This window comes from Bradyrhizobium sp. BR14999 (assembly GCF_056106085.1).
Genome location: NZ_CM148536.1, coordinates 7163232 through 7185631, shown reverse-complemented (window position 1 = coordinate 7185631; position 22400 = coordinate 7163232). Strand labels below are relative to the sequence as shown.

Annotated in this window: 20 protein-coding genes; 14 read left to right on the top strand and 6 right to left on the bottom strand. The window is 64.2% G+C overall.

Annotated features, from left to right (window positions below; genetic code table 11):
• Window positions 1-177: 177 nt before the first annotated feature.
• The 3 genes from ACR9YP_RS33545 to ACR9YP_RS33535 form a co-directional block, all read right to left on the bottom strand.
• Window positions 178-753 (bottom strand): hypothetical protein, encoded by a 576-nt coding sequence (locus ACR9YP_RS33545; protein WP_438110089.1) that lies wholly within the window; start codon window positions 751-753, stop codon window positions 178-180.
• Window positions 754-788: 35 nt separating this feature from the next.
• On the bottom strand, window positions 789-1961 hold the full coding sequence (locus ACR9YP_RS33540; RefSeq protein ID WP_091891678.1) for a TAXI family TRAP transporter solute-binding subunit: 1173 nt from the start codon (window positions 1959-1961) through the stop codon (window positions 789-791).
• Window positions 1962-2145: 184 nt separating this feature from the next.
• A complete protein-coding gene (locus ACR9YP_RS33535) occupies window positions 2146-2832 on the bottom strand; it encodes a GntR family transcriptional regulator (RefSeq protein WP_438110087.1) in 687 nt (228 codons plus the stop codon).
• 176 nt (window positions 2833-3008) lie between these two features.
• Between ACR9YP_RS33535 and ACR9YP_RS33530 the strand changes: the two genes are divergently transcribed.
• The 4 genes from ACR9YP_RS33530 to ACR9YP_RS33515 all read left to right on the top strand — a co-directional run bounded on the left by ACR9YP_RS33530 (window position 3009) and on the right by ACR9YP_RS33515 (window position 7922).
• Complete coding sequence (locus ACR9YP_RS33530; protein WP_474217898.1) at window positions 3009-4727, top strand: IlvD/Edd family dehydratase; 1719 nt, start codon at window positions 3009-3011, stop codon at window positions 4725-4727.
• A gap of 61 nt (window positions 4728-4788) precedes the next feature.
• The gene (locus tag ACR9YP_RS33525) at window positions 4789-5796 is read left to right on the top strand and encodes a TRAP transporter substrate-binding protein (protein WP_438110083.1); all 1008 of its coding nucleotides are present in this window, start codon (window positions 4789-4791) and stop codon (window positions 5794-5796) included.
• Between the two features lie 210 nt (window positions 5797-6006).
• Window positions 6007-6585, top strand: coding sequence for a TRAP transporter small permease (locus tag ACR9YP_RS33520; RefSeq protein WP_438110081.1), 579 nt, complete (start codon window positions 6007-6009; stop codon window positions 6583-6585).
• The gene (locus tag ACR9YP_RS33515) at window positions 6582-7922 is read left to right on the top strand and encodes a TRAP transporter large permease (RefSeq protein ID WP_438110079.1); all 1341 of its coding nucleotides are present in this window, start codon (window positions 6582-6584) and stop codon (window positions 7920-7922) included. The genes ACR9YP_RS33520 and ACR9YP_RS33515 overlap by 4 nt, the downstream gene beginning before the upstream one ends.
• Before the next feature lie 16 nt (window positions 7923-7938).
• Here the strand turns inward: ACR9YP_RS33515 and ACR9YP_RS33510 are convergent, their stop codons facing one another.
• On the bottom strand, window positions 7939-8733 hold the full coding sequence (locus tag ACR9YP_RS33510; RefSeq protein WP_438110078.1) for an enoyl-CoA hydratase/isomerase family protein: 795 nt from the start codon (window positions 8731-8733) through the stop codon (window positions 7939-7941).
• Window positions 8734-8961: 228 nt separating this feature from the next.
• Between ACR9YP_RS33510 and ACR9YP_RS33505 the strand changes: the two genes are divergently transcribed.
• Window positions 8962-10182 (top strand): NAD(P)/FAD-dependent oxidoreductase, encoded by a 1221-nt coding sequence (locus ACR9YP_RS33505; RefSeq protein ID WP_438110076.1) that lies wholly within the window; start codon window positions 8962-8964, stop codon window positions 10180-10182.
• A 168-nt stretch (window positions 10183-10350) separates the two neighbouring features.
• Here the strand turns inward: ACR9YP_RS33505 and rbsK are convergent, their stop codons facing one another.
• Complete coding sequence (rbsK, locus tag ACR9YP_RS33500; protein WP_474217897.1) at window positions 10351-11259, bottom strand: ribokinase; 909 nt, start codon at window positions 11257-11259, stop codon at window positions 10351-10353.
• Window positions 11260-11273: 14 nt separating this feature from the next.
• The gene (locus ACR9YP_RS33495) at window positions 11274-12167 is read right to left on the bottom strand and encodes a sugar kinase (protein WP_438110072.1); all 894 of its coding nucleotides are present in this window, start codon (window positions 12165-12167) and stop codon (window positions 11274-11276) included.
• A 220-nt stretch (window positions 12168-12387) separates the two neighbouring features.
• Here ACR9YP_RS33495 and ACR9YP_RS33490 point away from each other — a divergent pair, with 220 nt between their 5' ends.
• The 9 genes from ACR9YP_RS33490 to ACR9YP_RS33450 all read left to right on the top strand — a co-directional run bounded on the left by ACR9YP_RS33490 (window position 12388) and on the right by ACR9YP_RS33450 (window position 22384).
• Entirely contained in the window at window positions 12388-13236 is an 849-nt protein-coding gene (locus tag ACR9YP_RS33490; RefSeq protein ID WP_438110070.1) for a VOC family protein, read from the top strand.
• A gap of 247 nt (window positions 13237-13483) precedes the next feature.
• On the top strand, window positions 13484-14191 hold the full coding sequence (locus ACR9YP_RS33485; RefSeq protein ID WP_438110069.1) for a TetR/AcrR family transcriptional regulator: 708 nt from the start codon (window positions 13484-13486) through the stop codon (window positions 14189-14191).
• 487 nt (window positions 14192-14678) lie between these two features.
• Window positions 14679-15488: an ABC transporter permease gene (locus ACR9YP_RS33480; RefSeq protein WP_091891646.1), complete on the top strand. Its 810-nt coding sequence runs from the start codon at window positions 14679-14681 to the stop codon at window positions 15486-15488.
• Window positions 15489-15562: 74 nt separating this feature from the next.
• Window positions 15563-16555: an ABC transporter substrate-binding protein gene (locus ACR9YP_RS33475; protein WP_474217895.1), complete on the top strand. Its 993-nt coding sequence runs from the start codon at window positions 15563-15565 to the stop codon at window positions 16553-16555.
• A 14-nt stretch (window positions 16556-16569) separates the two neighbouring features.
• Window positions 16570-17400 carry an ABC transporter ATP-binding protein gene (locus ACR9YP_RS33470; RefSeq protein WP_128937502.1) on the top strand — a complete coding sequence of 277 codons (831 nt, stop codon included), beginning with the start codon at window positions 16570-16572 and terminating at the stop codon, window positions 17398-17400.
• 204 nt (window positions 17401-17604) lie between these two features.
• A complete protein-coding gene (locus ACR9YP_RS33465) occupies window positions 17605-19002 on the top strand; it encodes a hypothetical protein (protein WP_474217894.1) in 1398 nt (465 codons plus the stop codon).
• Window positions 18999-20150 (top strand): Gfo/Idh/MocA family protein, encoded by a 1152-nt coding sequence (locus ACR9YP_RS33460; RefSeq protein ID WP_438110065.1) that lies wholly within the window; start codon window positions 18999-19001, stop codon window positions 20148-20150. Before ACR9YP_RS33465 ends, ACR9YP_RS33460 begins: the two co-directional genes overlap by 4 nt.
• A 165-nt stretch (window positions 20151-20315) precedes the next feature.
• Entirely contained in the window at window positions 20316-21521 is a 1206-nt protein-coding gene (locus tag ACR9YP_RS33455) for a dihydrodipicolinate synthase family protein (protein ID WP_438110063.1), read from the top strand.
• Window positions 21521-22384, top strand: a complete 864-nt coding sequence (locus ACR9YP_RS33450) for a sugar phosphate isomerase/epimerase family protein (RefSeq protein WP_438110061.1) — start codon at window positions 21521-21523, stop codon at window positions 22382-22384. Before ACR9YP_RS33455 ends, ACR9YP_RS33450 begins: the two co-directional genes overlap by 1 nt.
• The last annotated feature ends 16 nt before the right edge of the window (window positions 22385-22400 follow it).

Here is a 22400-nt window from a genome sequence, read left to right as displayed (position 1 = left end):
AGCGCTCGGGTGCGCTCTCGTCAATTCCTGACAATTGCTGCGGCCGGGCAAGCGCCCGGCTTGCGGCTCAAGCCGGGCAATTGTCGTCGATCACCGCATCTCCGCGAGCGCCGCGCGCAGATCGTCCGTGACGTGTTCGAACAAGCGGGCCCCTTTGATCGCACGAGCTGTCGCACGTCATTTTGCAACGCGCGCTTCCTGTTTCTTGGTCACATGCCAGAGCACCACATGGTAATGCGGTACATCCACGCCGGGATGACCCGCGTTGAAGTAGAGGCTGACGTGGTCAACTGGTGCCGCGGACCCAGCCCCCTCCAATGACTTGTGATCGTCGATGTCCTTGTTCGGGACCATGTACACGGTCGCCACCAAGCGATCCCTGCGATCGAAGCACAGGAACGGCCCCAGCGGCAAAGTGTCGGGCTTGACGAAGATGATGCCGAGGCCCGGAAAGAATTTCGGGAAGTTCACGAGATCGCTGACCCGCTTATATCCGTTTTTTTCGGCGACCTTCCGCTGATTTGGCGGCCGACGAACGACTTCGGGCTTCTCTTCGTGCTTCCTGTGCGCCTTGCTGCCTCGGTGAGGGGCTGTCCTGGTTTGATCGACCTTGGCGGCCGGCGGCGCGGTGGCTGGCGCGAGCGTCTGCGGCGCTGGCGGAAAGAAGGGAGCAAATTGGGCGGCAGGACGCCTTACGTCGGCGATCAAGGCGAGCAACGCAACCAGGGCTGCCTTCATAAGCGCGTTGCGCATCGACACCTCCCCCGGATTTGCCTGCCAAATTTTGCTCACTTATCCGGATTGCGTTCTCGCCAGCGCAGGAAGTCCCGGAACAATTCTTCGCGGTCTGGCGGATTGGCGGTTGGCTTTCCCTCGAGGAACCGGCCGAACGCCTTGCGAAGCGCGGCCTCGCCCCCGGATTGCTGCTGGAGCCAGCGCTCTGCCGGTCGGAATCGTTGCCATCCCGGGAGCAGCGCGGCCAGGTTCACCTCGCGCCATTTTGGGTGATGTGCGTCGCCGAGAAATTCGGGAAAGCGCGCGAACAATGTCTGGACGAAGAATTCCAGCAACCGAAATCGCTCGTTGCCGCTTGGCCAGTTGTAGGCGAAGAGAGCGGATTTGATCGCGATCGTGTCGACACTTGCTTCGGCCGCGATGATGTTCGGGTAGTCCTGATGGCGAAGCGTCGATGGTAGATAGTCTTGTTGCAGTAGCTCTTTGGAGTAGGGGATGGGCAGGAGGTGAATATCATCGAGCTGCGAGACCTGCGTCAGGAAGTTGACCGGTTTTCCTGAGACCAACAGAGCGGCGGAGAGATCTCCCTTCCTCAGACCATCCAGCGCGGCCTCCGGTCCCAAGTTCGACTCGCTGACCTTGACGCCCAGACGGTTCAACACTTCGCGGCCGAGTATGGCGCCGGCACTGCCGTCGTCCCCGAGATTGACCCTCTTTCCCGACAGCTCCGACAGACTTCTGATCTCCAGCCGCGCGAGAAGATGGAACTCTTCGATATGGAGCGGGGCAATGTAGGTCAGCTTGTCAGAGATATCTCCGAAGGTCCTTGTCTCCCGGAGCCGGTCGACCAGGACGACGGGCGCGATCGCCACGTCGGCGCCTGCGAGGGTGAGCACATCAAGGACGTTGCGGATACCGCCGTTTCCCACGATGGGCAGGACCCGCAAGGCGACCTCGCCACGAGGGCCGGTCTCTTGGCCGCCGGCGAGCGTGGTTGCAATGTCCTGAGCGATCGCGAATTCAGTGCATTGCGGTGTACCGGTTACGAATCCCACCGTATACGGGTCCGCAGATCGTCCCGTTTCCTTCCGCGGGGTGCTTTCTTTTCGCAGAGCTTTCCCGGTTTCGCTCGGAGACGCGGGCAGCCGCTTTTGTGCGAGGGACTCCTGGACCTGTCCGCCGAGCCAGGCCGCTGCAATCAAAGCGATGAACAAACCGGCCCGCATCGCTCCGCAGACCCTCATTGTTCAAATAGCCGGCCCTCCCTTGGGCCGACATGCTGATCGATCGTCACCCGGCCACGTCCAAAGCATGACGGGCGAATGAAGCTCGCTCGAGCCTTCCAACGCGCCGGGGCTTGCGACGTTCCGGGGAGCGAATAAGGCTCGTTTCGTGGCGGGAAGCCCTCACCTAGAGCCCGGCCTTATCCTCAGCGATGCGCTTGAGATAATCCGACTTGCTGAACTGCATGTGGTCGACACACAGCTGCGCCAACGCCCAGCTGTCGCGGCCCTTGAGCAGCTCGATCATCAGCTCGTGCTGGCGGCGCGATTGAGCGAGGCCGTCGCGGTCGGCGAGATTCTTTGCGCGCATCGGTAGCGTCAGGTTCATGTAGTCCTGGAGTGAGCGCACCAGATACGGATTGCCGCAGGCCGAGAACAGCGCAAGGTGGAAGGCGTCGTTGGCTTCGTGAATGCCGCGCAGATCCTGCACATCCGCCTTCGCGCAATATTGCCGTTGCAGCGCGGAGAGTTCGTCGATCAGGGATTTCGGTGCGGGCAGGGGGATCATCAGCGCGGCCTGCCGCGTCAGCATCTCCCGCACCTCGTAGATCTGCCGGACTTCCTCCGCCGAGTAGAACCTTACGGTGGCGCCGACGTTCTTCTCGCGGCGGACGATGCCGCGCCGCTCGGCATCCACCAGCGCCTGGCGCACGAAGTGCCTGGAGGTGCCGTAGCGCGACATCAGCGCGTCCTCGGTGAGGCGCGCGCCCGGTGCGAGGCGGCCGAAGATGATGTCCTCCTCCAGGCGCGCGACGACGTCGTCCGGATCGTCGCGCCGGACCGGCATGCTGTCTGCAGTGCGAATGTCGGACATGCCCTCGGCCTCCCGGCGGTTGGCCGGTTCGCCCTGTGGAGCAGGGGAAGCCTGGATTGTCAATAATTTGTGCCGCAAGCGATGCGAAAAGCCAGAAAGTGCGACAGTATTGGCCAATCTTATTGACAATCGAGGGGCAGCCTGTACCACAATGGCAAGGTGAATGGAGCGGCACGATGACGAGTGGTTTGCGCAAGGGTCTGACGAGCTATGGCGATGCCGGCTTCTCGCTGTTCCTGCGCAAGGCGTTCATCAAGGCCATGGGCTATTCCGACGACGCGCTGGAGCGCCCGATCGTCGGCATCACCAACACCTATAGCGACTACAATCCCTGCCACGGCAACGTCCCGCAGATCATCGAAGCCGCCAAGCGCGGCGTGATGCTGTCGGGCGCGATGCCATTCGTATTCCCCACCATCTCGATTGCCGAGAGCTTTGCGCATCCGACCTCGATGTACTTGCGCAATCTGATGGCGATGGACACCGAGGAGATGATCCGCGCCCAGCCGATGGATGCGGTCATCGTGATCGGCGGCTGCGACAAGACGCTGCCAGCGCAGGTGATGGCGGCGATCAGCGCCGATTTGCCGACGGTGGTCATTCCGGTCGGCCCCATGGTGGTCGGCCATCACAGGGGTGAAGTGCTGGGCGCCTGCACCGACTGCCGCCGGCTGTGGGCAAAATATCGCGCCGGCGACATGGACGATGCCGAGATCGAGGCGGTGAACGGGCGCCTCGCGCCGTCGGTCGGCACCTGCATGGTGATGGGCACGGCCTCGACCATGGCCTGCATGATCGAGGCGATGGGCTTGTCGTTGCCGATGAGCGCGACGATTCCGGCGCCGCATGCCGAGCGTTTCCGTCTGGCGGAGGCGAGCGGCAAGGTGGCCGCCGAGATGGCGAAGACCAAGGGGCCGAAGCCGAGCGAGTTGCTGACGCCGGCGTCCTTCAGGAACGCGCAGGTCGTGCTTCAGGCGATCGGCGGCTCGACCAACGGCCTGATCCATCTGACCGCGATGGCGCATCGCTCGCCGCACCGGCTCGATCTCGAAGTGTTCGACCAGATCGGCCGCGAGGTGCCGGTGCTGGTCGATCTCAAGCCGTCCGGCGAACATTACATGGAGCATTTCCATCACGCCGGTGGCGTGCCGAAATTGCTGGCCCAGCTTGGCGATCTCGTCGATCTCGACGCCAGGACAATCACCGGCCAGACGCTGCGCGATATCGCGGCGAATGCGGAGGATGTGCCCGGCCAGGACGCGATCCGTCCGCGCGACAATCCGATCAAGAAAGAGGGCGGCCTTGCCGTCCTGCACGGCAATCTCGCGCCGCGCGGTGCAGTGATCAAGCAGTCGGCCGCCAGTCCAAAACTGCTGCAGCATACCGGGCGCGCGGTGGTGTTCGAATCCGTCGAGGACATGACCCTGCGCGTCGACGATCCCGATCTCGACGTGAACTCCGACGACGTGCTGGTGCTGCGCAATGCCGGCCCCAAGGGTGCGCCGGGCATGCCCGAGGCGGGCTATCTGCCGATCCCGAAGAAGCTGGCGCGCGGCGGCACCAAGGACATGGTGCGCATTTCGGATGCGCGCATGAGCGGCACCGCGTTCGGCACCATCGTGCTGCACATCACACCCGAATCCGCCGTCGGCGGGCCGCTGGCGCTGGTGCAGAACGGCGACATGATCCGCCTCGATGTGGCCAAGCGCAGCATCGAGCTGCTGGTCGATGCGGCCGAGCTGGAGCGGCGCCGCGCCGCGTTGAAGCCGGCCGCAGCGCCGGAAGAGGCAAGGCGCGGCTACGCCTGGCTGTTCAACGAGACCATGATGCAGGCCGACGAGGGCTGCGACTTCGATTTCATGCAAAGGACTGGGAAGAAGACCGAGAAGGGCTGATCAAGACTCGAACGAGCGCTCAGACCGCACAAGCGGCGGGCGATAAAACAGGGGGGAAACGATGATTGCGCGATCCATGCCAAGATTCTTACATGGGTTGGCGGCCATGGCCGCCGTGCTGTTCGTCACGGGGGCCGGGGCACAGGAGGTGAAGCATTATCGCTTCGCCTATGACCAGCCCCGCAACACCGGCTATTCCATCGCGGGCGACCTCTTTGCCGAGAAGCTCAAGGAATCGAGCAAAGGCACCATGATCATCGATCAATATCCGGGCGCCCAGCTCGGGCAGGAGCCGCAGGTGCTCCAGCTCGTGAAGGCCGGAGACGTCGAATTCTCGATCATCTCCTCGGCCAACACCGCGACGATCTCGCCGCAGGCCGGCGTGATGTCGCTGCATTATTTATTCCGCGACGAGAAGCACGTGATCAAGGGGCTGGCCGATCCCCGCGTGTTCGAAGCGCTCAGGGCCATGATCGACGAGACCACGCAGGGCCTGCACGTCATCGCGACGGGATCGCAGGGTGTGCGCCATATGTACTCCAAGAAAGAGATCCACAACGTCGGCGACGTCAAGAACCTGAAGGTCCGGGTGCAGGCCACCGCGACCGAGGACACCATGTTCCCCGCCTATGGCGCCCAGACCGTGCACATGCCGTTCGGCAGCGTCTACACGAGCTTGCAAACCGGCGTGGTCGACGCCGCCGAGAACAGCATCAACGTCTACCTCGTCAACAAGCATTACGAGGTCGCGCCCGTCCTCAACATCACCGAGCACGAGGCCAACAACGCGCTGGTGTTCGTCTCCGACAAGCTCTGGCAGAGCCTGTCGGCCGAGCAGAAGGGGTGGGTGCAGACGGCGGCCAACGAGATCAGCACCAAGGAGCCGGCGAAAGCGTTCGAGCTTGAGCGAACCGCGGCTGAGAAGCTGAAGAAGATGGGCGTCAAGCTCGTCCAGGACGTCGACAAGAAGAGCTTTACGGCGGTCGCCGATCCCTATCTCGACAAGCTCGCCAAGGAGCTCGGCCCGCATGCCGAGAAGATCAAGGATTTGATCCGGTCGATTAATTGATGTGGTGCCGGAAGACGGTGCGCTCCCTCTCCCGCTTGCGGGAGAGGGTAGGGGAGAGGGTGTCTCCTCGGAGAGACTCCCAATGAGGCGAGAGCCCTCACCCGGCGCTCCGCGCCGACCTCTCCCGCAAGCGGGAGAGGTTCAGACAACCCACAGCCACCGACTCAACTAAATCATTCCGGACCACGTCGGAACGACGGGGGACATTGAATGGCTATCGCCGACAAACTGCTCGTTCAACGCCAACGCCACCTGAAATGGCGCGGGCTCGACTGGCTCGAGCTTGCGCTGATGATCCTCTGCGGCCTGCTGTGCTTCGGCTTCTCGCTGTCGGTGACCGCCGACATCATCACCCGCACCATCGGACATCCCTGGCTGTGGCTGCAGGAGGTGACGTCGACGCTGTTCATCTACGCGATCTTCATCGGCACGGCGGCTGCGACCCGGCGCAACGACCACCTCTATCTCACTGCGATCTCCGAGGCGATGCACGGCACCTCGCGGCTCATCGTCGAGGTGATCATCCGCCTCGTCGTGCTCGGCGTCGCCTTCTGCCTGATCTGGTACGGCTACCAGAATTATCTGCGCGGCTTCGGCAGCTTTCGTCTGCCGTCGGGCACGCCGATCGCCTCGCTCTATGCGATCATTCCACTGTCGGGCGTGCTGATCGGCCTGTTTACCATCGAGCAGCTCGTCAATGGCCTGCGCAACGGCTTCGATCACCCCGAGCCGCCGGATGAGGATGCGGAGCCGATCGCCGCTGCCGCACAGATGAGGGCGCAGCCGTGAGCGCACCCATCGTCCTGGCCTTGATGACGGTCTGCTTTCTGTCCTTCGGCTATCTCGGCGTGCCGGTGCCGTTCTCGCTGATGGCCGGCGTCTTCATCGGCGCGCTCCTGTCGGACGTGTCGCTCGCCGCGATCATCCAGAAGATCTTTGACGGCGTCGATTCCGAGGCGCTGCTGGCGATCCCGTTCTTCCTGCTGGTCGGCGAGCTCATGAGCTCGGCCAATGTGGTGGTGCGAATAGCCAATCTTTCGGTGTCGCTGGTCGGGCATATCAGGGGTGGGCTGTCGCAAGTCGTGGTGGTCTTCAGCATGTTCTTCTCGGAGATGTCGGGCTCGACCACGGCCGACGTCGCCGTGATGAGCCGCGCGCTGGGTGGGCCGATGAAACGCGAGGGCTATGAGCCCGCCTTCATCGCCGCCATCATTGCCTCTGCCTCGACTATCGCCGCCTTAGTGCCGCCGAGCATCACCGCGGTGGTCTATGGCGCGGTTGGCAACGTCTCGATCGCCGGCCTGTTCATGGCGGGCGTGGTGCCGGGCCTGACGATTGGCTTTGGCCTGATGATCTACTGCTACTTCTTCGGCCCCTCCGGCCTGCGCAAGCCGCGTGCGCCGCTGCGACAGGTGGTGTTCGCCGCCGGCGATGCCGCCTTGCCGCTGATGATCCCCGTGATCCTGCTCGGCGGCATCCTGACCGGCTGGTTCACGCCGACGGAAGCCGGCGTCGTCGCCGTGGTCTGGATCGTCCTGGTCGTGATCCCCGCGCTCAACCGCGGGCACTTCAGGAAAATCCCCTACGATTTCTGCCTGGCCGGCCTGATCTTCTCGCTGCCGCTGATCACGATCGGCGCTGCCAACGCCTTCGGCTGGATGCTGGCCTATTTGCGCGGGGCGACCTACATCGCCGAGTGGATCACCTCGATCGCCGGGAACGATCCGCATTTAATCATGCTGTTGATGGTGCTGCTCTTCACCATCGTCGGGGACTTCATCGAGCCGGTGCCGACCATCATCATCTTCATGCCGCTGGTCAATGCGCTGACGGAGGCCGGCGAGATCAACGCCGTGCATATGGGTGTGGTGCTGATCGCGACGCTCGCCTTCGGCCTGATCACGCCGCCTTATGGGCTGGTGCTGCTGATGGCGTCGAAATTCGTCGGCATCAGTTTTGCCAAGGCCTTGCGGGCGGCGTTGCCGATCTATCTGGTGTTCCTGGCGACCATCGCGTTTGCGATCTATTTCCCGAGCGTGGTGCTGTGGCTGCCGCGGCACGTGCTCCCCGAGTCGGTCGGCTGCTTCAAATCGCCCGGCGGCACGGGCTATATCTGTCCGCAGTAGGCCTCTTGAGTGAGCGCTACTTGCTCTTGCTGGTGAACTTCTTCACGGCGGTGCGGAACGCCTCCGTGTTCATCGCCATGATGATCTTGTGCTCCTCGGCATCTAACTGCTGCTTCACCGGCGTGGTCGCGGCCTGGTAGACCAGGGACTTTGTGCCGGCGATCGCCGCCGGCGGGTTCTGCGCCAGCCGCTCGGCGAGTTGCCGCGTCGCCGCCTTCAGCTCCGCGGCAGGAACGATCTTGGCGACCAGACCCCAGTCGTGGGCCTGCTGCGCGGTAAAATTATCCTCGGCCAGGAAGATTTGCAGCGCGCGGCGGGAGCCGACCGTGCCGACGATGCCGACCGTCGAGCCGCCGTCCGGCGACACCCCGATCTTGGCATAGGCCGGCGTGAACTTGGCGTCGTCTGCGGCGATGCAGAGATCGGTGACGAAAGCGAGGCCCATGCCGGCGCCGGCGGCCGAACCGTGGACGCTCGACAGCGAGATCTTTGGCATACGGCGGAGGATCTCGATGAAGGCATGATAATGCTTGAGCAGTTCGCCGACCACGGGTGTCACCGTGCCCGCTTCGGCGGCAGCACCGATCGTCTGCAAATCGCCGCCGGCGCTGAAGGCACGGCCTTCACCTTCGAGGACGACGACGCGGATGCTGGCGTCGTCTTCGATTTGGGACGCGAGCTGTTCGAGCCTCTGCGCGATGGCGAGGTTGATGGAATTGAACGCGGCGGGGCGGTTGAGTGTGATGGTCGCGATCGGGCCATCGATCCGCAGCAGGGCAGGATCATCGGGCTGGGAGACGGGAGCTGGCATCTTGAAATCCCCGGCAAGAGGTTCGTTGCTGCAACTAAATCGCAGAAGGCGAGGGGTGACAATCCCCGTCCGCCGCTCTTGCGCTGGGCGGAACGATAGGCTCAAATGGGCCCGCCTTCGCCAAGGGACGGACACGAGCGCCGGCTCCTCGTAAGGCCAGCAAATCAAAATCAGCGAGAGAGGAGACGACATGGGTCACGCTCGTGTCTCCGGAAGTGGGCTGTTGCAATGACGGATGGTCCGGTGATCATTGTCGGTGCCGGCCATGGCGGCTACCAGGTTGCGGCATCCCTGCGCCAGGCGGGCTTTTCGCAGCGCATCTGCCTGATCAATGACGAGGCGCATCTGCCGTATCAGCGGCCGCCGCTGTCCAAGGCCTACATCAAGGGCTCGGCCGGGCCGGAGAGCCTGATGTTCCGCCCCGAGAAGTTTTACCACGACCAGACCATCGAGCTGATCGCTGGCCGCGCGGTGTCGATCGACCGCGCCGGCCGCAAGCTGCATCTCGCCTCGGGCGAGACACTGCCTTACGGCCACCTCGTGCTGGCCACGGGCGCGCGCAACCGCCTGCTCGACCTGCCCAACGCCAATCTGCCCGACGTGAAATACTTGCGCATCCTCGACGAGAGCGAGGCGCTGCGCCAGATCATCCCTTCGAAGACGCGCGTCGTGGTGATCGGCGCCGGCTTCATCGGCCTCGAATTCGCCGCCACCGCGCGGATCAAGGGCCTCGAGGTCGACGTGCTCGAGCTCGCCCCGCGCGTCATGGCGCGCGCGGTGACGGCGGAGGTCTCGGAGTATTTTCAGGCGCGGCATCGCGAGGCCGGCATCCGCATTCACCTCGGTGTGCAGGCAACCAGCATCGAGGCGGAGGGCGGCAAGGTCACCGGCGTCTCCTTGAGCGACGGACGGCATCTGCCCGCCGATCTCGTCGTGGTCGGCGTCGGCGTGCTGCCGAACATCGAGCTTGCCGCGGAAGCGGGGCTGCCGGTTGCCGCCGGCATCATCGTCGACGAATATCTTGTGACGGCTGATCCCAATATCTCCGCGATCGGTGATTGCGCGCTGTTCGCAAGCCCGCGCTTCGGCGGCTCGCTGCGGCTGGAATCGGTGCAAAACGCCACCGATCACGCCCGCTGCCTCGCGGCGCGGTTGACCGGCGACCGAACGCCCTATGACGGCCATCCCTGGTTCTGGAGCGACCAGGGCGAGGACAAGCTCCAGATTGCCGGCCTCACCACCGGCTACGACCGCGTCGTGCTGCGCGGCGATCCCGCCAAGAAGGCGTTCTCGGCGTTCTGCTACCACGGCGACAAGCTGCTCGGCATCGAATCGATCAACCGCGCCGGCGACCACATGTTCGGCCGCCGCTTGCAGGCGATGGATCGCTCGATCACGCCGGAGCAGGCCGCCGACGAGAGCTTTGACCTAAAGAGCGCGCTGGCTTGAGTCTCTTCTCCCTCGCCCCGCTTGCGGGGAGAGGGTCGGGGTGAGGGGGACTTTCCGCGGGGACGGTGATAGCCGGGGCTCGCGGAGATTCCCCCTCACCCGGATTGCATCTTCCATGCAATCCGACCTCTCCCCGCAAGCGGGGCGAGGTGAAGAAAGCGCTCCGTCTTACAAGACCGCAGCCACTTCCTTTGCCGTCGGCATCGACGGCCCGGCGCCCATGCGCTGCACGCTGATCGAAGCGGCGGCGTTGGCAAAGGTGAGCGCGTCGTGCAAGGCCGTGCCATCGGCGAGGCGCGCCGCGAGCGCGCCGACGAAGCAGTCGCCGGCGCCGGTGGTGTCGACCGCCTGCACCGCGCGCCCCGGCACCGAAATCTCCTCGCGCCCTGCCAGCGCGAGCACGCCGCGCCTGCCGAGCGTGACGCAGATGGTCTGATCCGGCCGCGCCTGAAGCTGCCGTGCCACCTCGATGATCCGCGCGGCCTCGTCGCCGTCGGAGAGCTCGGTGCCGGCGAGGAAGCCGAGCTCGGTCTCGTTCAGCACGAGGATGTCGACCAGCGCGAGCAGCTCGCCGGGCATGCTTTGCGCCGGCGCCGGGTTGAGCAGCGTCGTGGCTCCGGCGGCGCGTGCGCGCTGGAAGAACGCGGCAATCGCCGGCAGCGGAATTTCGAACTGGCTGACCGCGACGTCGCCCTCCAGCAGCGGCACGACGCTGACGTCATCGGCGTCGACCAACGCGTTGGCGCCGGGGATGACGACGATGGTGTTGTCGGCCTCCGCCACCGTGATGATGGCCGTGCCGGTGTGCGCGTCAGCCGCCTCCTGGAGATAGCCGAGATCGATCCCCTGACTGCGCAGGAAAACCTTAAGCTCAGCTCCGAAGGAGTCCTTCCCCAGCCGCCCGATCAGCGTGGTCCTGGCGCCGAGCCGCGACGCCGCCACCGCCTGGTTCGCGCCCTTGCCGCCCGGGAAATACAGCACCTGGCGGCCGGCGACGGTCTCGCCGACCTTGGGATGGCGATCGGCCGTCGCCACCACATCCATGTTGATGCTGCCGGCGACGAACACGCGCCCCATGACACACCCTTCCGCTAGACCCTGACCTCGAATTCGTGCCTGACCTTGGCGATGTCGACGAGCGTCGGCAGGCCGGCCTCGTTGCCGAGGCGCTGGATCTTGTAAGTCGATGCGGCGCGGGCAAAATCAAAATGCTCGCGCCAGCTTTTGCCGGGATGGGCGAGGTAGGAATAGACATAGGCGCCGTGAAAGACGTCGCCGGCGCCGTTGGTGTCGATCACGCGCTCGCGCGGGATCGGCATCGCCGGCATCACCTGCACCGTCCCGGTCTCGTCGTACCAGAGCAGGCCCTTCTCGCCCATGGTGACGCCGCCGATCTTGCAGCCGCGGCTCTTGAGGTAATCGAGCATTTTCTCCGGCGTCAGATCCATCTGCTCGCACAGCCGCTCGGCGACGATGGCGACGTCGATATATTCCAGCAGCTCGTGAGTGTTGGTGCGCAGGCCGCCGCCGTCGAGCGAGGTCAAAATGCCGGCCTCGCGGCAGACCTTGGCATAGTGGATCGCCGCATCCGGCTGGTGGCCGTCGACGTGCAGCGCGCGGCAGCCGCCGAGATTGAGCATCGGGAACGGATGAATGTGCTCGTCGTCGCGGCAACGGACGATGGCACGCTTGCCGTCCTTCGGCATGATGAAGGAGAGCGAAGATTGCTTCACCTTCCGCGCATGCAGCGAGATCGCGTATTTTGCACACATGTCCTGGAACATCCGCCCCAGCCAGTCATTGGCGGCGGTGGCGATGAGGTCGGGCACGATGCCGAGCTTGGCGCAGCAGAACGCCGCCGTCACCGCGTTGCCGCCGAAGGAAACCGCGTAGTCCGAAGCCACGTGCTTCTCGTCGCCGGTCGGCATGTGGTCGGTGATGAAGACGACGTCGATATAGGTCTGTCCGATGAAGAGAGCCTGCATTGCTTGTCCGTGATGCGCTTGTGGTCCCGGCCGGCACGCCTACTCTAACACCGGTTCCGCCGAGGGATCGCTGAAAATATTCGCAAGACTGCCGCCCGAAGCGCTTGAGGTCAGCATGGTGGGGGAATACGACCATGACAGGGAAATGCCAAGCCCGGACAAACGCCGTTTTTCGGCCCTTGGTTCCGGGTCGACAAGGGGCGGTCAAAAAGGGGGGAAGATGATCACCGGCCTCGATCATGTCGTCGCTCTGGTCAGAGATATCGGTGCGGCCAAGGCGGCCTATCAGACGCTCTTGGGACGCGCGCCGGCCTGGCAGAATTCCGGCGAGGGCGCTGACCGGGTGCTGTTCACCCTCGACAACATGACGATCGAATTGATGGCGCCGAGCGGCTTCAGCGTCAGCGCCGACCGCATGCGCGCGCTGCTCGATGACCAGGAGGGCATGCTCGCCAGCCTGTGCTTTCGTGTCGCAGACATGGGCAAGATGCGCCGCCGGCTGGAGCGGGTGGCGTTGAGGCCGGATCCGGTCGCGGAGGTCGAAAGCAGCGATGCCGCATCCGATGCGGTGCTGCACTGGAAGCGCACGCGTGCCGCCACGGAGCTCACGCGCGGCGTGCGCATGTTCTTCCTAGAGCTCGCCGACGAGCGTCCCAAGTCGGTTGCGACCGACATCGCACCGATCGACGCGCTCGATCACGTCGTGATCACGACGGAGGATTCCGAGCGCGCCGCCGCGCTCTATGGCGCGCGGCTCGGGCTCGATCTGGCGCTCGACCGCTCCCACCAGGATTGGGGCCAGCTGATGTTCTTCCGCTGCGGCGATCTCATCGTCGAGGTGGTGCGCCGCCCGGTGGCGGGCGGCGATCCCGCGCATGACCGGCTCTGGGGCCTGAGCTGGCGCGTCGCCGACATCGACGCCACCCGCGCCCGCCTGATCGCTGGCGGCCTCGACGTCTCCGAGGTCCGCAACGGCCGCAAGCCGGGCACGAGAGTGATGACGGTGCGGAACGGCACCTGCGGCATCCAGACCGTGCTGCTGGAGCGTTCGCCGAAGCCGGTGGAGTAGGGCGGCGATCTTTCCGTCGTCATTGTGCGGATGCGACGAAGACTCCCGTAGGGTGGGCAAAGCGAAGCGTGCCCACGTTTTGGTGACTTGATGAGAAGACGTGGGCACGGCGCAAACGCGCCTTTGCCCACCCTACGAAGCTGGCCTGCTTCGCTTTCGCCGTCGCTCTTCACTCGCAATGACGAAACTATGCGGCGGGCCGCCCGCGTGTTACATGCATACCTTCAGCACCCAGCGAGCAACCGGTTTGGCGAAGGCGAAACGAACTCTGAAATGGCAGCGCGACCCCGAGGGGATGCGGCTGCGCATTCTCGAAGCCGCCAAGCAGGAATTCTCCGCCCATGGCCTCGCCGGCGCGCGCGTCGACCGCATCGCCGCCAAGGCCGGCGCCAACAAGCGCATGCTGTACTACCACGTCGGCAACAAGGACGAGCTCTATCTCACCGTGCTCGAAGGCGCCTACGACAAGATCCGCAGCGAGGAGCGGGGGCTCGACCTCGAACATCTCGATCCGCCCGAGGCGATCCGCCGCCTGATCGAGTTCACCTGGAATTACTTCCTGCGCAATCCAGAATTCCTGTCGCTGCTGCAGACCGAGAACCTCGCGCGTGCAAAGCACCTGAAGCGCTCGACCAAGGTCAAGTCGATGCACTCGCCCTTCGTCGAGATGATCCGCACCGTGGTGCGCCGCGGCGTCGACAGCGGCGACTTCCAGGTCGCGGTCGATCCGGTGCAGCTCTACATCTCGATCGCGGGGCTCTGCTTCTTCTACCTCTCCAACTCGGCGACGCTCAGCGTGATCTTCGGCCGCGATCTGCTCGCCAAGGACGCCAAGGACGAGCGCCTCGCGCACATGGTCGGCCTCGTGCTCGCCGCCCTGACGGGGCAGTCCGCCGCGCTGTTCGAGCTCGCCAAGGCGCCGAAGTCGCGCGCGAGCGTGGTGCAGACGATTTAGCGCTGCGGTTCGCGCGCTGGTCGACGTCGCGCCCGCTGTTTCCTCAATCTCCGCCGTCATTGCCCGCCTTGTGCGCTGTTGCGCACTGGGGCGGGCAATCCAGTATTCCAGAGGCGGTTGAGATTGAATCGATAAGCCGCGGCGTACTGGATTCCCCGCTTTCCCGGGAATGACACCGAGAGTGCGGCGCGAATGTGCCTCCTCATCGTCGTCCCGGCGAAGGCCGGGACCCATACCGCGTGAACTCTCGGCTGTGTTTAGTGCCAATCCCGAAGGACCAGCTTTCGCCAAATTTCCCCCTGTGGCTATGGGTCCCGGCCCCCGTGCGCAATTGCGCACTAGGCCGGGACGACACTGTTGGTTTGGCGAGCTGCATGATCCCAAACGCCCGGAACCCGCCGCAAAACGTCACAGGGAAAGGGCTGGACAGTATTTATCCAACGGGTTAATTTCTCTCCGCAACGAAGAAGAATGCCGGGAGTGAGACGTGGCTGAGTTGAAGCCGCAGAGTGCGGTGTCCAAGATGCTGAATGCGGCCTGGGTTCGGCCGTTTTTGTTCCTGGTCTTCATCGTGGTTGCCTGGGATCTCGCGATCCGGCTGTTCAAGATTCCCGCCTACCAGATTCCGTCGCCGGCCGATGTCGTCGCCGTGCTGCGCACTGAATGGCCGGAACTGCTGCGCCAGTCGTGGCCGACCACTTATGCGACCGTGTGCGGCTTCCTGCTGTCGGCGTTGTTCGGCATTCCCGTCGCGATGCTGATCGCGGGGTCGAAGACGGTGGAGAGCTATGTCTATCCGCTGTTGGTGTTCTCGCAGTCCGTGCCGAAGATCGCGATCGCACCGCTGTTCGTGGTGTGGTTCGGCTTCGGCATCATCCCGAAAGTGATCTCGGCCTTCCTGCTCGGCTTCTTCCCGGTGGTGGTGTCTGCCGTGCAGGGCTTCAAGTCGGTCGATCCTGATATGGTCGATCTCGCCCGCGCCATGCAGGGCAGCCGCTTCCAGGTGTTCCGAGCGGTGAACCTGCCGCATGCGCTGCCCGCGATCTTCTCCGGTCTCAAAGTCTCGGTGACCCTTGCCGTGGTCGGCGCCGTCGTCGGCGAGTTCGTCGGCTCCAATTCCGGCATCGGCTATGTCATGCAGCGCTCGATCGGCACCTTCGATCTGCCGACGATGTTCGCGGCCCTCGTGATCCTGGCGCTGCTCGGCGTGGTCCTGTTCTGGGTCGTGGACCGCATCGAGAAGCTGATCATCCCCTGGCATGTCAGCCAGCGCGAAGACGTGATTTTCGCCTCTTAAGTATTTTCAGGTTCTGAAGTGAAGCAACGAGCGGCCGCCAACGGTCGACGCAATAAGGGCAAGGGAGAGTGGCAATGAAGCGGTGGATAGGAGTCGTCTCGGCGGCGCTGATGGTGTTTGCGGCGATGCCGGCGCAGGCGGCCGACAAGGTCGTGCTGATGCTGAACTGGTACGTCTATGGCGAGCACGCGCCGTTCTATTACGGCAAGGCCAAGGGCATTTACGCAGCCGAGGGCATCGACCTCGAGATCCAGGAAGGCCGCGGCTCGGCTGCGACCACGCAGGCCGTCGCCGCTAAGACTGCGGATTTCGGCTATGTCGACGTTCCCACCATGATGCGTGCCGCGATCAAGGGCGCGCCTGTGGTTGCGACCGGCGTGCTGCTCCAGACCAGCCCGATGTCCGCCATGGGCTTCATCGACAAGAACATCAAGAAGCCCGAGGACATCAAGGGCAAGACGGTAGCGATCACGCCAGCCGATTCCATGACCCAGATCTGGCCGCTGTTCCTGAAGAAGACCGGCTTGAAGGAGAGCGACTTCAAAACAGTCGCCGGAGACGGCCAGACCAAGCTCAACGCCGTCATCAATGGCCAGGCTGATCTCCTGCTCGGCTACGTCATGGACCAGTCGATGAAGATCAAGGACGCCACCGGCAAGGACGTCTATCCGATCAAGTTCGCCGACTACGGCATCAACATGGTTTCGTCAGGCATCATCGCCAACACCGACTATGTGAAGGCCAATGCCGATCTGGTCCGCCGCTTCATGTCGGCGACGACCAAGGCGGTCGAAGCGGCCGAGAAGGAGCCGAAGGCCGCGGCGCAGTCGATCCTCGATGCCAACCCGAAGGGCGGCAAGATCGATACGCTGACCCAGGGTTTTGAGCTGACCATCCCGCTCTACCGGGCCGCGGAGACCAAGAGCAAGCGGCCGTTCCAGGTCACCGATCAGAACATGACCGAGACCGTCAATCTGCTGGTCGAATATGGCGGCCTCGACGCCAAGGCCAAGGAGAACCCGAAGGCGTTCTACACCAACGACTATCTGCCGAAGAGTGGCTCGTGAAATCTGCGACAGTAATGAGCGAAACCGTCCAGCCGGCCGCGCATCTGAGACTGGTGAGCGACCGGGCTGCCGGCGATGCGTCGGGCATCAAACTGTCCGGCGTGTCCAAGACCTACCGGACGCGCGACGGCGATGTGCCGTCGCTGCGGCCGCTCGACTTCCACATCAATGACGGCGAGTTCTTCGTCGTGGTCGGCCCAAGCGGCTGCGGCAAGTCCACGCTGCTCAAGCTGATCTCGGGATTGCTGCCGCCGACCACGGGCGAGGTCCTGGTCGAGGGCGAGAAGGTGACGAAGCCGCATGGCAATGTCGGCATCGTGTTCCAGAACGCGTTGCTGCTGCCCTGGCGCAACATCCTCAACAACGTGATGCTGCCGATCGACATGAAGCGGCTGCCGCGGCAGCAATATCTCGATCGCGCCAAGTCGCTGCTGAAGCTGGTCGGGCTCGAAGGCTTCGAGAAGAAGCTGCCTTGGCAGCTCTCCGGCGGCATGCAGCAGCGCGCCTCGATCTGCCGCGCGCTGGTGCACGATCCCAAGATCATGCTGATGGATGAGCCGTTCGGCGCACTCGATGCGCTGACGCGCGAACGCATGAACGTCGAGCTGATGCGGATCCAGCGCGAGACGAAGAAGACGGTGCTGCTGATCACGCATTCGATTCCGGAGGCCGTGTTCCTCGCCGACCGCGTGCTGGTCATGACCGAGCGCCCCGGTGCGGTCGCCGCGATCTACGACGTGCCGCTGCCGCGCCCGCGCTCGCTCGACGTGATGGCTGACCCTGTCTTCACCGAGCTCGTGCAGCGCATCCGCAAGCATTTCTTCTCGCAAGGTGCATTGGACTAAGGGCAATGCGATTGAGTCGGGCTGTAACCGCGGCGACGGTGCGCTCCCTCCCCCGCCTGCGGGGAAGGGTTGGGGAGAGGGTGTCTCCGCAGTGGGAAACCCCAAAGAGGAGAGAACCCTCACCCGACGCTGCGCGCCGACCTCTCCCGCAAGCGGGAGAGGTGCACCGCGCCTGCGGCCACACCTCCGGAGCCAAGTAGCACCATGGCGCCGCGCCTGAAGCTGCGAGACATCGCCTTCTTCGAACGTCCCGTACATTTCGCGCGGCCGTTCCGCTTTGGCGCGATTACCATCAACGTGACGCCCCAGCTGTTCGTGCGCGTCGAGATCGAGGTCGAGGGCAGGGGCGTTGCGGTCGGCGCCAGTGCCGAGCTGCTGGTGCCAAAGTGGTTCGACAAGCGGCCGGAGCTGTCGCCGGCGCAGACGGTCGACGGCCTACGCCGCTCGCTCCAGATCGCACGCGGTCTTTACCTGGCGCGGACTGGATATCTGACGGCGTTCGATCTGCATGCCGCGTGCATCGGCGCCCAGGTTGCGACCTGTGCGAAGAAGAACATTCCGGCGCTTGCAGCGGCTTACGGTCCAGCCGAGATCGACAAGGCGATCCTCGATGCGCTGCTCCGCGCCGCCGAGACCAGCTTTTTCGATGGGATGGCCGGCAACATTGCCGGCATCGATGCGCGGCTTTCGCCTGACCTGAGCGAAAGGGACATCAGGACGTTTCTCTCCGGCCGGACGCGGCTGGAGCGTGTTGCCATCAGGCACACCGTCGGCCTCGATGATGCGGTGGAAGGCGAGGGCGGTGTTGCCGATCCACGCGAGAACGCCGGTGCTCGCTATTTCAAGCTCAAGCTGTCGGGCAATCCCGCGGCCGATGCGGCGCGGCTGGCGCAGATCGGCAAGGAGCTCGATAGGCTGGGACAGGATTACAAGGTGACGCTCGACGCCAACGAGCAATACGCCGATCTCGCCGCGTTGCAGGCGCTGATGGCTCGGCTCGATCATGATGCAGCGTTGCGGCCGATCGCCACGCGCCTGCTCTATGTCGAGCAGCCGATGCCGCGCGACATCACAAGGCAGTCGCCGCTGGGCTCGCTGGCCACACGTGGCTTCATCATCGACGAAGCGGATGATTCCTATGACGCCTTCCCGGCAGCGCGGGCGCTCGGCTATCGCGGCATCTCATCGAAATCCTGCAAGGGCCTCTACAAGTCCATCGTCAATGCCACGCGCGCGGCGAAATGGAGCGCGGAAGGCGAGACCTTCTTCGTGACCGGCGAGGATTTGACCTGTCAGGCCGGGCTTGCCGTGCAGCAGGACCTCGCGCTCGGTGCCCTGGTTGGCGTCACCCACGCGGAGCGCAACGGCCATCACTATGTCGACGGTTTTGGCGAGACGCCGGCTGCCGAAGCGGCGGCCTTCGCGGCCGCGCATCCCGATCTCTATGCCGATGCCGGGCAAGGTATTCGCCTCTCCATCCACGACGGCGATCTCTTGACGGAATCGCTTCATGCTGCGGGCTTCGCCACCTCGGTCCATCCGGATTGGTCGGCGCTCCGCCCGCTCGAACAGCCAAAATCACTTCAGGAGCAATTGCCATGACCACCCAGCGCCTCGGCCTCATCATGAACGGCATCACCGGCCGCATGGGGCTCAACCAGCATCTGATCCGCTCGATCGTCGCGATCCGCGACCAGGGCGGCGTCCGCCTGAAGAACGGCGACCGCGTGATGCCAGATCCCATCCTGGTCGGGCGCAGCGCCGAGAAGATCGAGGCCCTCGCCAAGCGCTACAACATCACGCGCTGGACCACTGATCTGGATGCCGCGCTTGCCGACAAGAACGACACCATGTTCTTCGATGCCGCGACCACGCAGGCCCGCCCCGGCCTCCTGACCCAGGCCATCAATGCCGGCAAGCACGTCTATTGCGAGAAGCCGATCGCGACGAATTTCGAGGAGGCTGTCGAGGTCGTGAAGCTCGCCAATGCCAAGAGCGTCAAGCACGGCACGGTGCAGGACAAGCTGTTCCTGCCCGGCCTGAAGAAGATCGCCTTCCTGCGCGACTCCGGCTTCTTCGGCCGCATCCTCTCGGTGCGCGGCGAGTTCGGCTATTGGGTGTTCGAAGGCGGCTGGCAGGAGGCGCAGCGGCCGTCCTGGAACTACCGCGACGAGGACGGCGGCGGCATCATTTTGGACATGGTCTGCCACTGGCGCTACGTGCTCGACAACCTGTTCGGAGAAGTCGAGAGCGTGAGCTGCATCGGCAACACCGACATCCCCGAGCGCTACGACGAGCAGGGCAAGAAGTACAAGGCGACCGCGGACGACTCGGCTTACGCGACGTTCCAGCTCAAGGGCGGTGTCATCGCTCACATCAACATGTCCTGGGTAACGCGGGTCTATCGCGACGACCTCGTCACCTTCCAGGTCGACGGCACGCTGGGCTCGGCGGTCGCAGGGCTCTCCGACTGCATGATCCAGGCGCGGCAGGCGACGCCCCGTCCGGTGTGGAATCCCGACGAGAAGCGGCTGCACGATTTTTACGGCGACTGGCAGAAGATGCCCGACAACGTCTCCTACGACAACGGTTTCAAGGAGCAGTGGGAGATGTTCATCCGGCACGTCTATGAGGATGCGCCCTACAAGTTCACGCTGCTCGAAGGCGCCAAGGGCGTGCAGCTCGCCGAATGCGCGCTGAAGAGCTGGAAGGAGCGGCGCTGGATCGACGTCGCCCCGATCAAGGCCTGACGTCTATTGGATAAGCCCCGATGTCTACTAAGCCGTCATTGCGAGGAGCCCGCGACAAAATTGCGAAGCAATTTTGCGCTGGCGACGAAGCAATCCAGACTGTTGCCGCGGAGGCATCCTGGATTGCTTCGCTTCGCTCGCAATGACGAGGAGAGGTTCGAAGTCATGAACAAGCCCGTACAGCCCAAGCCTGTCCCTTCAATGTCGTCATTGTCGCTAAAACTGCCGAAGGCCGATCGCTCGATCGAGACCTACCGGCTCGCGGCTTCACGCACCTTTCCGGCGAAGCTCGAAGGGCCGCTGAACCGCATCGCCTTCTCGGCCGTGCATACGGTGGCCGATCCCTTCGCGGACAATGATCCCTGGCTTTCGGTCGCTGTCGACTGGGACAAGACCATCGCCTTCCGCGAGCACGTCTGGGACCTCGGCCTTGGCGTCGCCGAAGCGATGGATACCGCGCAGCGCGGCATGGGGCTGGACTGGCCGACCTCGCTGGAGCTGATCACGCGCTCGGTCGGTGCCGCCAAGCGCCGCAACGCGCTGGTGTTCTCGGGAGCCGGCACGGACCATCTCGCGGTCGAGGATGCCAAGACCATCGACGACGTGATCCGCGCCTATGAGGAGCAGATCTCGGCGGTCGAGAAGATCGGCGGCCGCATCATCCTGATGGCGTCGCGGGCGCTCGCCAAACTCGGCCGCAACGCCGACGATTACGCAAAAGTCTACGACCGTGTGCTGTCGCAGGTCCGCGAGCCCGTGATCATCCACTGGCTCGGCGACATGTTCGATCCGGCGCTGACGGGATATTGGGGCACCGGGGATCTCGACAAGGCGATGGATACCGCGGTTGCCATCATCAACGGCAACGCCGCCAAGGTTGACGGCGTCAAGGTCTCGCTGCTCGACAAGCAGCGTGAGATCGACATGCGCCGCCGGCTCGACAAGCGCATCAAGATGTACACCGGCGACGATTTCAACTATGCGGAGCTGATCGCCGGCGATAGCCAAGGCTTTTCCCATGCGCTGCTCGGCATCTTCGATGCGATCGCGCCGGCAGCCTCCTACGCGCTGTCGCGGCTGGCGGCCGGCGACGACGCCGGCTTCCACGACGTGCTTGGACCGACGGTGCCGCTGTCGCGCCACATCTTCAAGGCGCCGACGCGGTTCTATAAGACCGGCGTGGTGTTCATGGCGTATCTCAACGGCCACCAGGACCACTTCACCATGGTCGGCGGCCAGGAGAGTACGCGCTCCACGCTGCACTTGGCCGAGTTGTTCCGTCTGGCCGACAAGGCCGGCCTGCTCGCCAACCCTGAACTCGCGACGCAGCGGATGAAGACCGTCCTCGCCACCCACGGGATCGAATCCTGATGCGTGATTTCTCGTCCGACCACCGCTGGCTGTCGCTGAACACGGCGACGGTCCGCAAGCAGGGTGACCTCGTCGAGATCATCGAGGCCTGTGCGCGTCACGGCATTCGCGCCATCGATCCCTGGCGCGACCAGGTCGCCGCCGTCGGTCTCGACCGTGCCGCACGCGCGGTGCGCGATGCCGGCCTTGATCTGTCGGGCTATTGCCGCGGCGGTATGTTCACTTCGGATGCGTCGCGCCGGAGCGAAGTGCGCGACGACAACCGGCGCTGTGTGGACGAGGCCAAGGCGCTCGGCGCGCCCTGCATCGTGCTTGTCGTCGGCGGCCTGCCGCAATATTCGCGGCCGGGCAGCGAGGCGTCGAAGGACATCGCTGCAGCGCGGGGGCAGGTCGAGGAAGCGCTCACCGAGATGCTCGACTACGCCAGACAGGCAGACCTGCCGCTGGCGATCGAGCCGTTGCATCCGGCCTATGCAGCCGACCGCGCCTGCGTGAACACCACGAAGCAGGCGCTCGACATCTGCGACCGGCTCGACCCCGGCCGCAGCGGCATGCTCGGCGTCGCGCTCGACGTCTATCACATCTGGTGGGACCCGGAGCTGATGGGGCAGATCGCGCGCGCCGGCCAAGATCGCCTGCTCGCCTTCCACGTCTGCGATTGGATGGTGCCGACCAAGGACATCCTCAACGACCGCGGCATGATGGGCGACGGCGTCATCGACATCAAATCGGTGCGTCAAGCGGTCGAAGCGCAGGGCTTTGCCGGCTATTCGGAGATCGAAATCTTCTCCAATGACTGGTGGGCCAAGCCGATGGACGAGGTACTGCGCACCTGCATCGCGCGGCATAAGACGGTGGTGTAAAGCGTTTTCGAGCGAA

Bases quoted from the DNA above. Each gene is read 5' to 3' on its own strand.
- ACR9YP_RS33545 (WP_438110089.1), bottom strand. From the start codon at position 753: ATGCGCAACGCGCTTATGAAGGCAGCCCTGGTTGCGTTGCTCGCCTTG.
- ACR9YP_RS33540 (WP_091891678.1), bottom strand. From the start codon at position 1,961: ATGCGGGCCGGTTTGTTCATCGCTTTGATTGCAGCGGCCTGGCTCGGC.
- ACR9YP_RS33535 (WP_438110087.1), bottom strand. From the start codon at position 2,832: ATGTCCGACATTCGCACTGCAGACAGCATGCCGGTCCGGCGCGACGAT.
- ACR9YP_RS33530 (WP_474217898.1), top strand. From the start codon at position 3,009: ATGACGAGTGGTTTGCGCAAGGGTCTGACGAGCTATGGCGATGCCGGC.
- ACR9YP_RS33525 (WP_438110083.1), top strand. From the start codon at position 4,789: ATGATTGCGCGATCCATGCCAAGATTCTTACATGGGTTGGCGGCCATG.
- ACR9YP_RS33520 (WP_438110081.1), top strand. From the start codon at position 6,007: ATGGCTATCGCCGACAAACTGCTCGTTCAACGCCAACGCCACCTGAAA.
- ACR9YP_RS33510 (WP_438110078.1), bottom strand. From the start codon at position 8,733: ATGCCAGCTCCCGTCTCCCAGCCCGATGATCCTGCCCTGCTGCGGATC.
- ACR9YP_RS33505 (WP_438110076.1), top strand. From the start codon at position 8,962: ATGACGGATGGTCCGGTGATCATTGTCGGTGCCGGCCATGGCGGCTAC.
- rbsK (WP_474217897.1), bottom strand. From the start codon at position 11,259: ATGGGGCGCGTGTTCGTCGCCGGCAGCATCAACATGGATGTGGTGGCG.
- ACR9YP_RS33495 (WP_438110072.1), bottom strand. From the start codon at position 12,167: ATGCAGGCTCTCTTCATCGGACAGACCTATATCGACGTCGTCTTCATC.
- ACR9YP_RS33490 (WP_438110070.1), top strand. From the start codon at position 12,388: ATGATCACCGGCCTCGATCATGTCGTCGCTCTGGTCAGAGATATCGGT.
- ACR9YP_RS33475 (WP_474217895.1), top strand. From the start codon at position 15,563: ATGAAGCGGTGGATAGGAGTCGTCTCGGCGGCGCTGATGGTGTTTGCG.
- ACR9YP_RS33470 (WP_128937502.1), top strand. From the start codon at position 16,570: ATGAGCGAAACCGTCCAGCCGGCCGCGCATCTGAGACTGGTGAGCGAC.
- ACR9YP_RS33465 (WP_474217894.1), top strand. From the start codon at position 17,605: ATGGCGCCGCGCCTGAAGCTGCGAGACATCGCCTTCTTCGAACGTCCC.
- ACR9YP_RS33460 (WP_438110065.1), top strand. From the start codon at position 18,999: ATGACCACCCAGCGCCTCGGCCTCATCATGAACGGCATCACCGGCCGC.
- ACR9YP_RS33455 (WP_438110063.1), top strand. From the start codon at position 20,316: ATGAACAAGCCCGTACAGCCCAAGCCTGTCCCTTCAATGTCGTCATTG.
- ACR9YP_RS33450 (WP_438110061.1), top strand. From the start codon at position 21,521: ATGCGTGATTTCTCGTCCGACCACCGCTGGCTGTCGCTGAACACGGCG.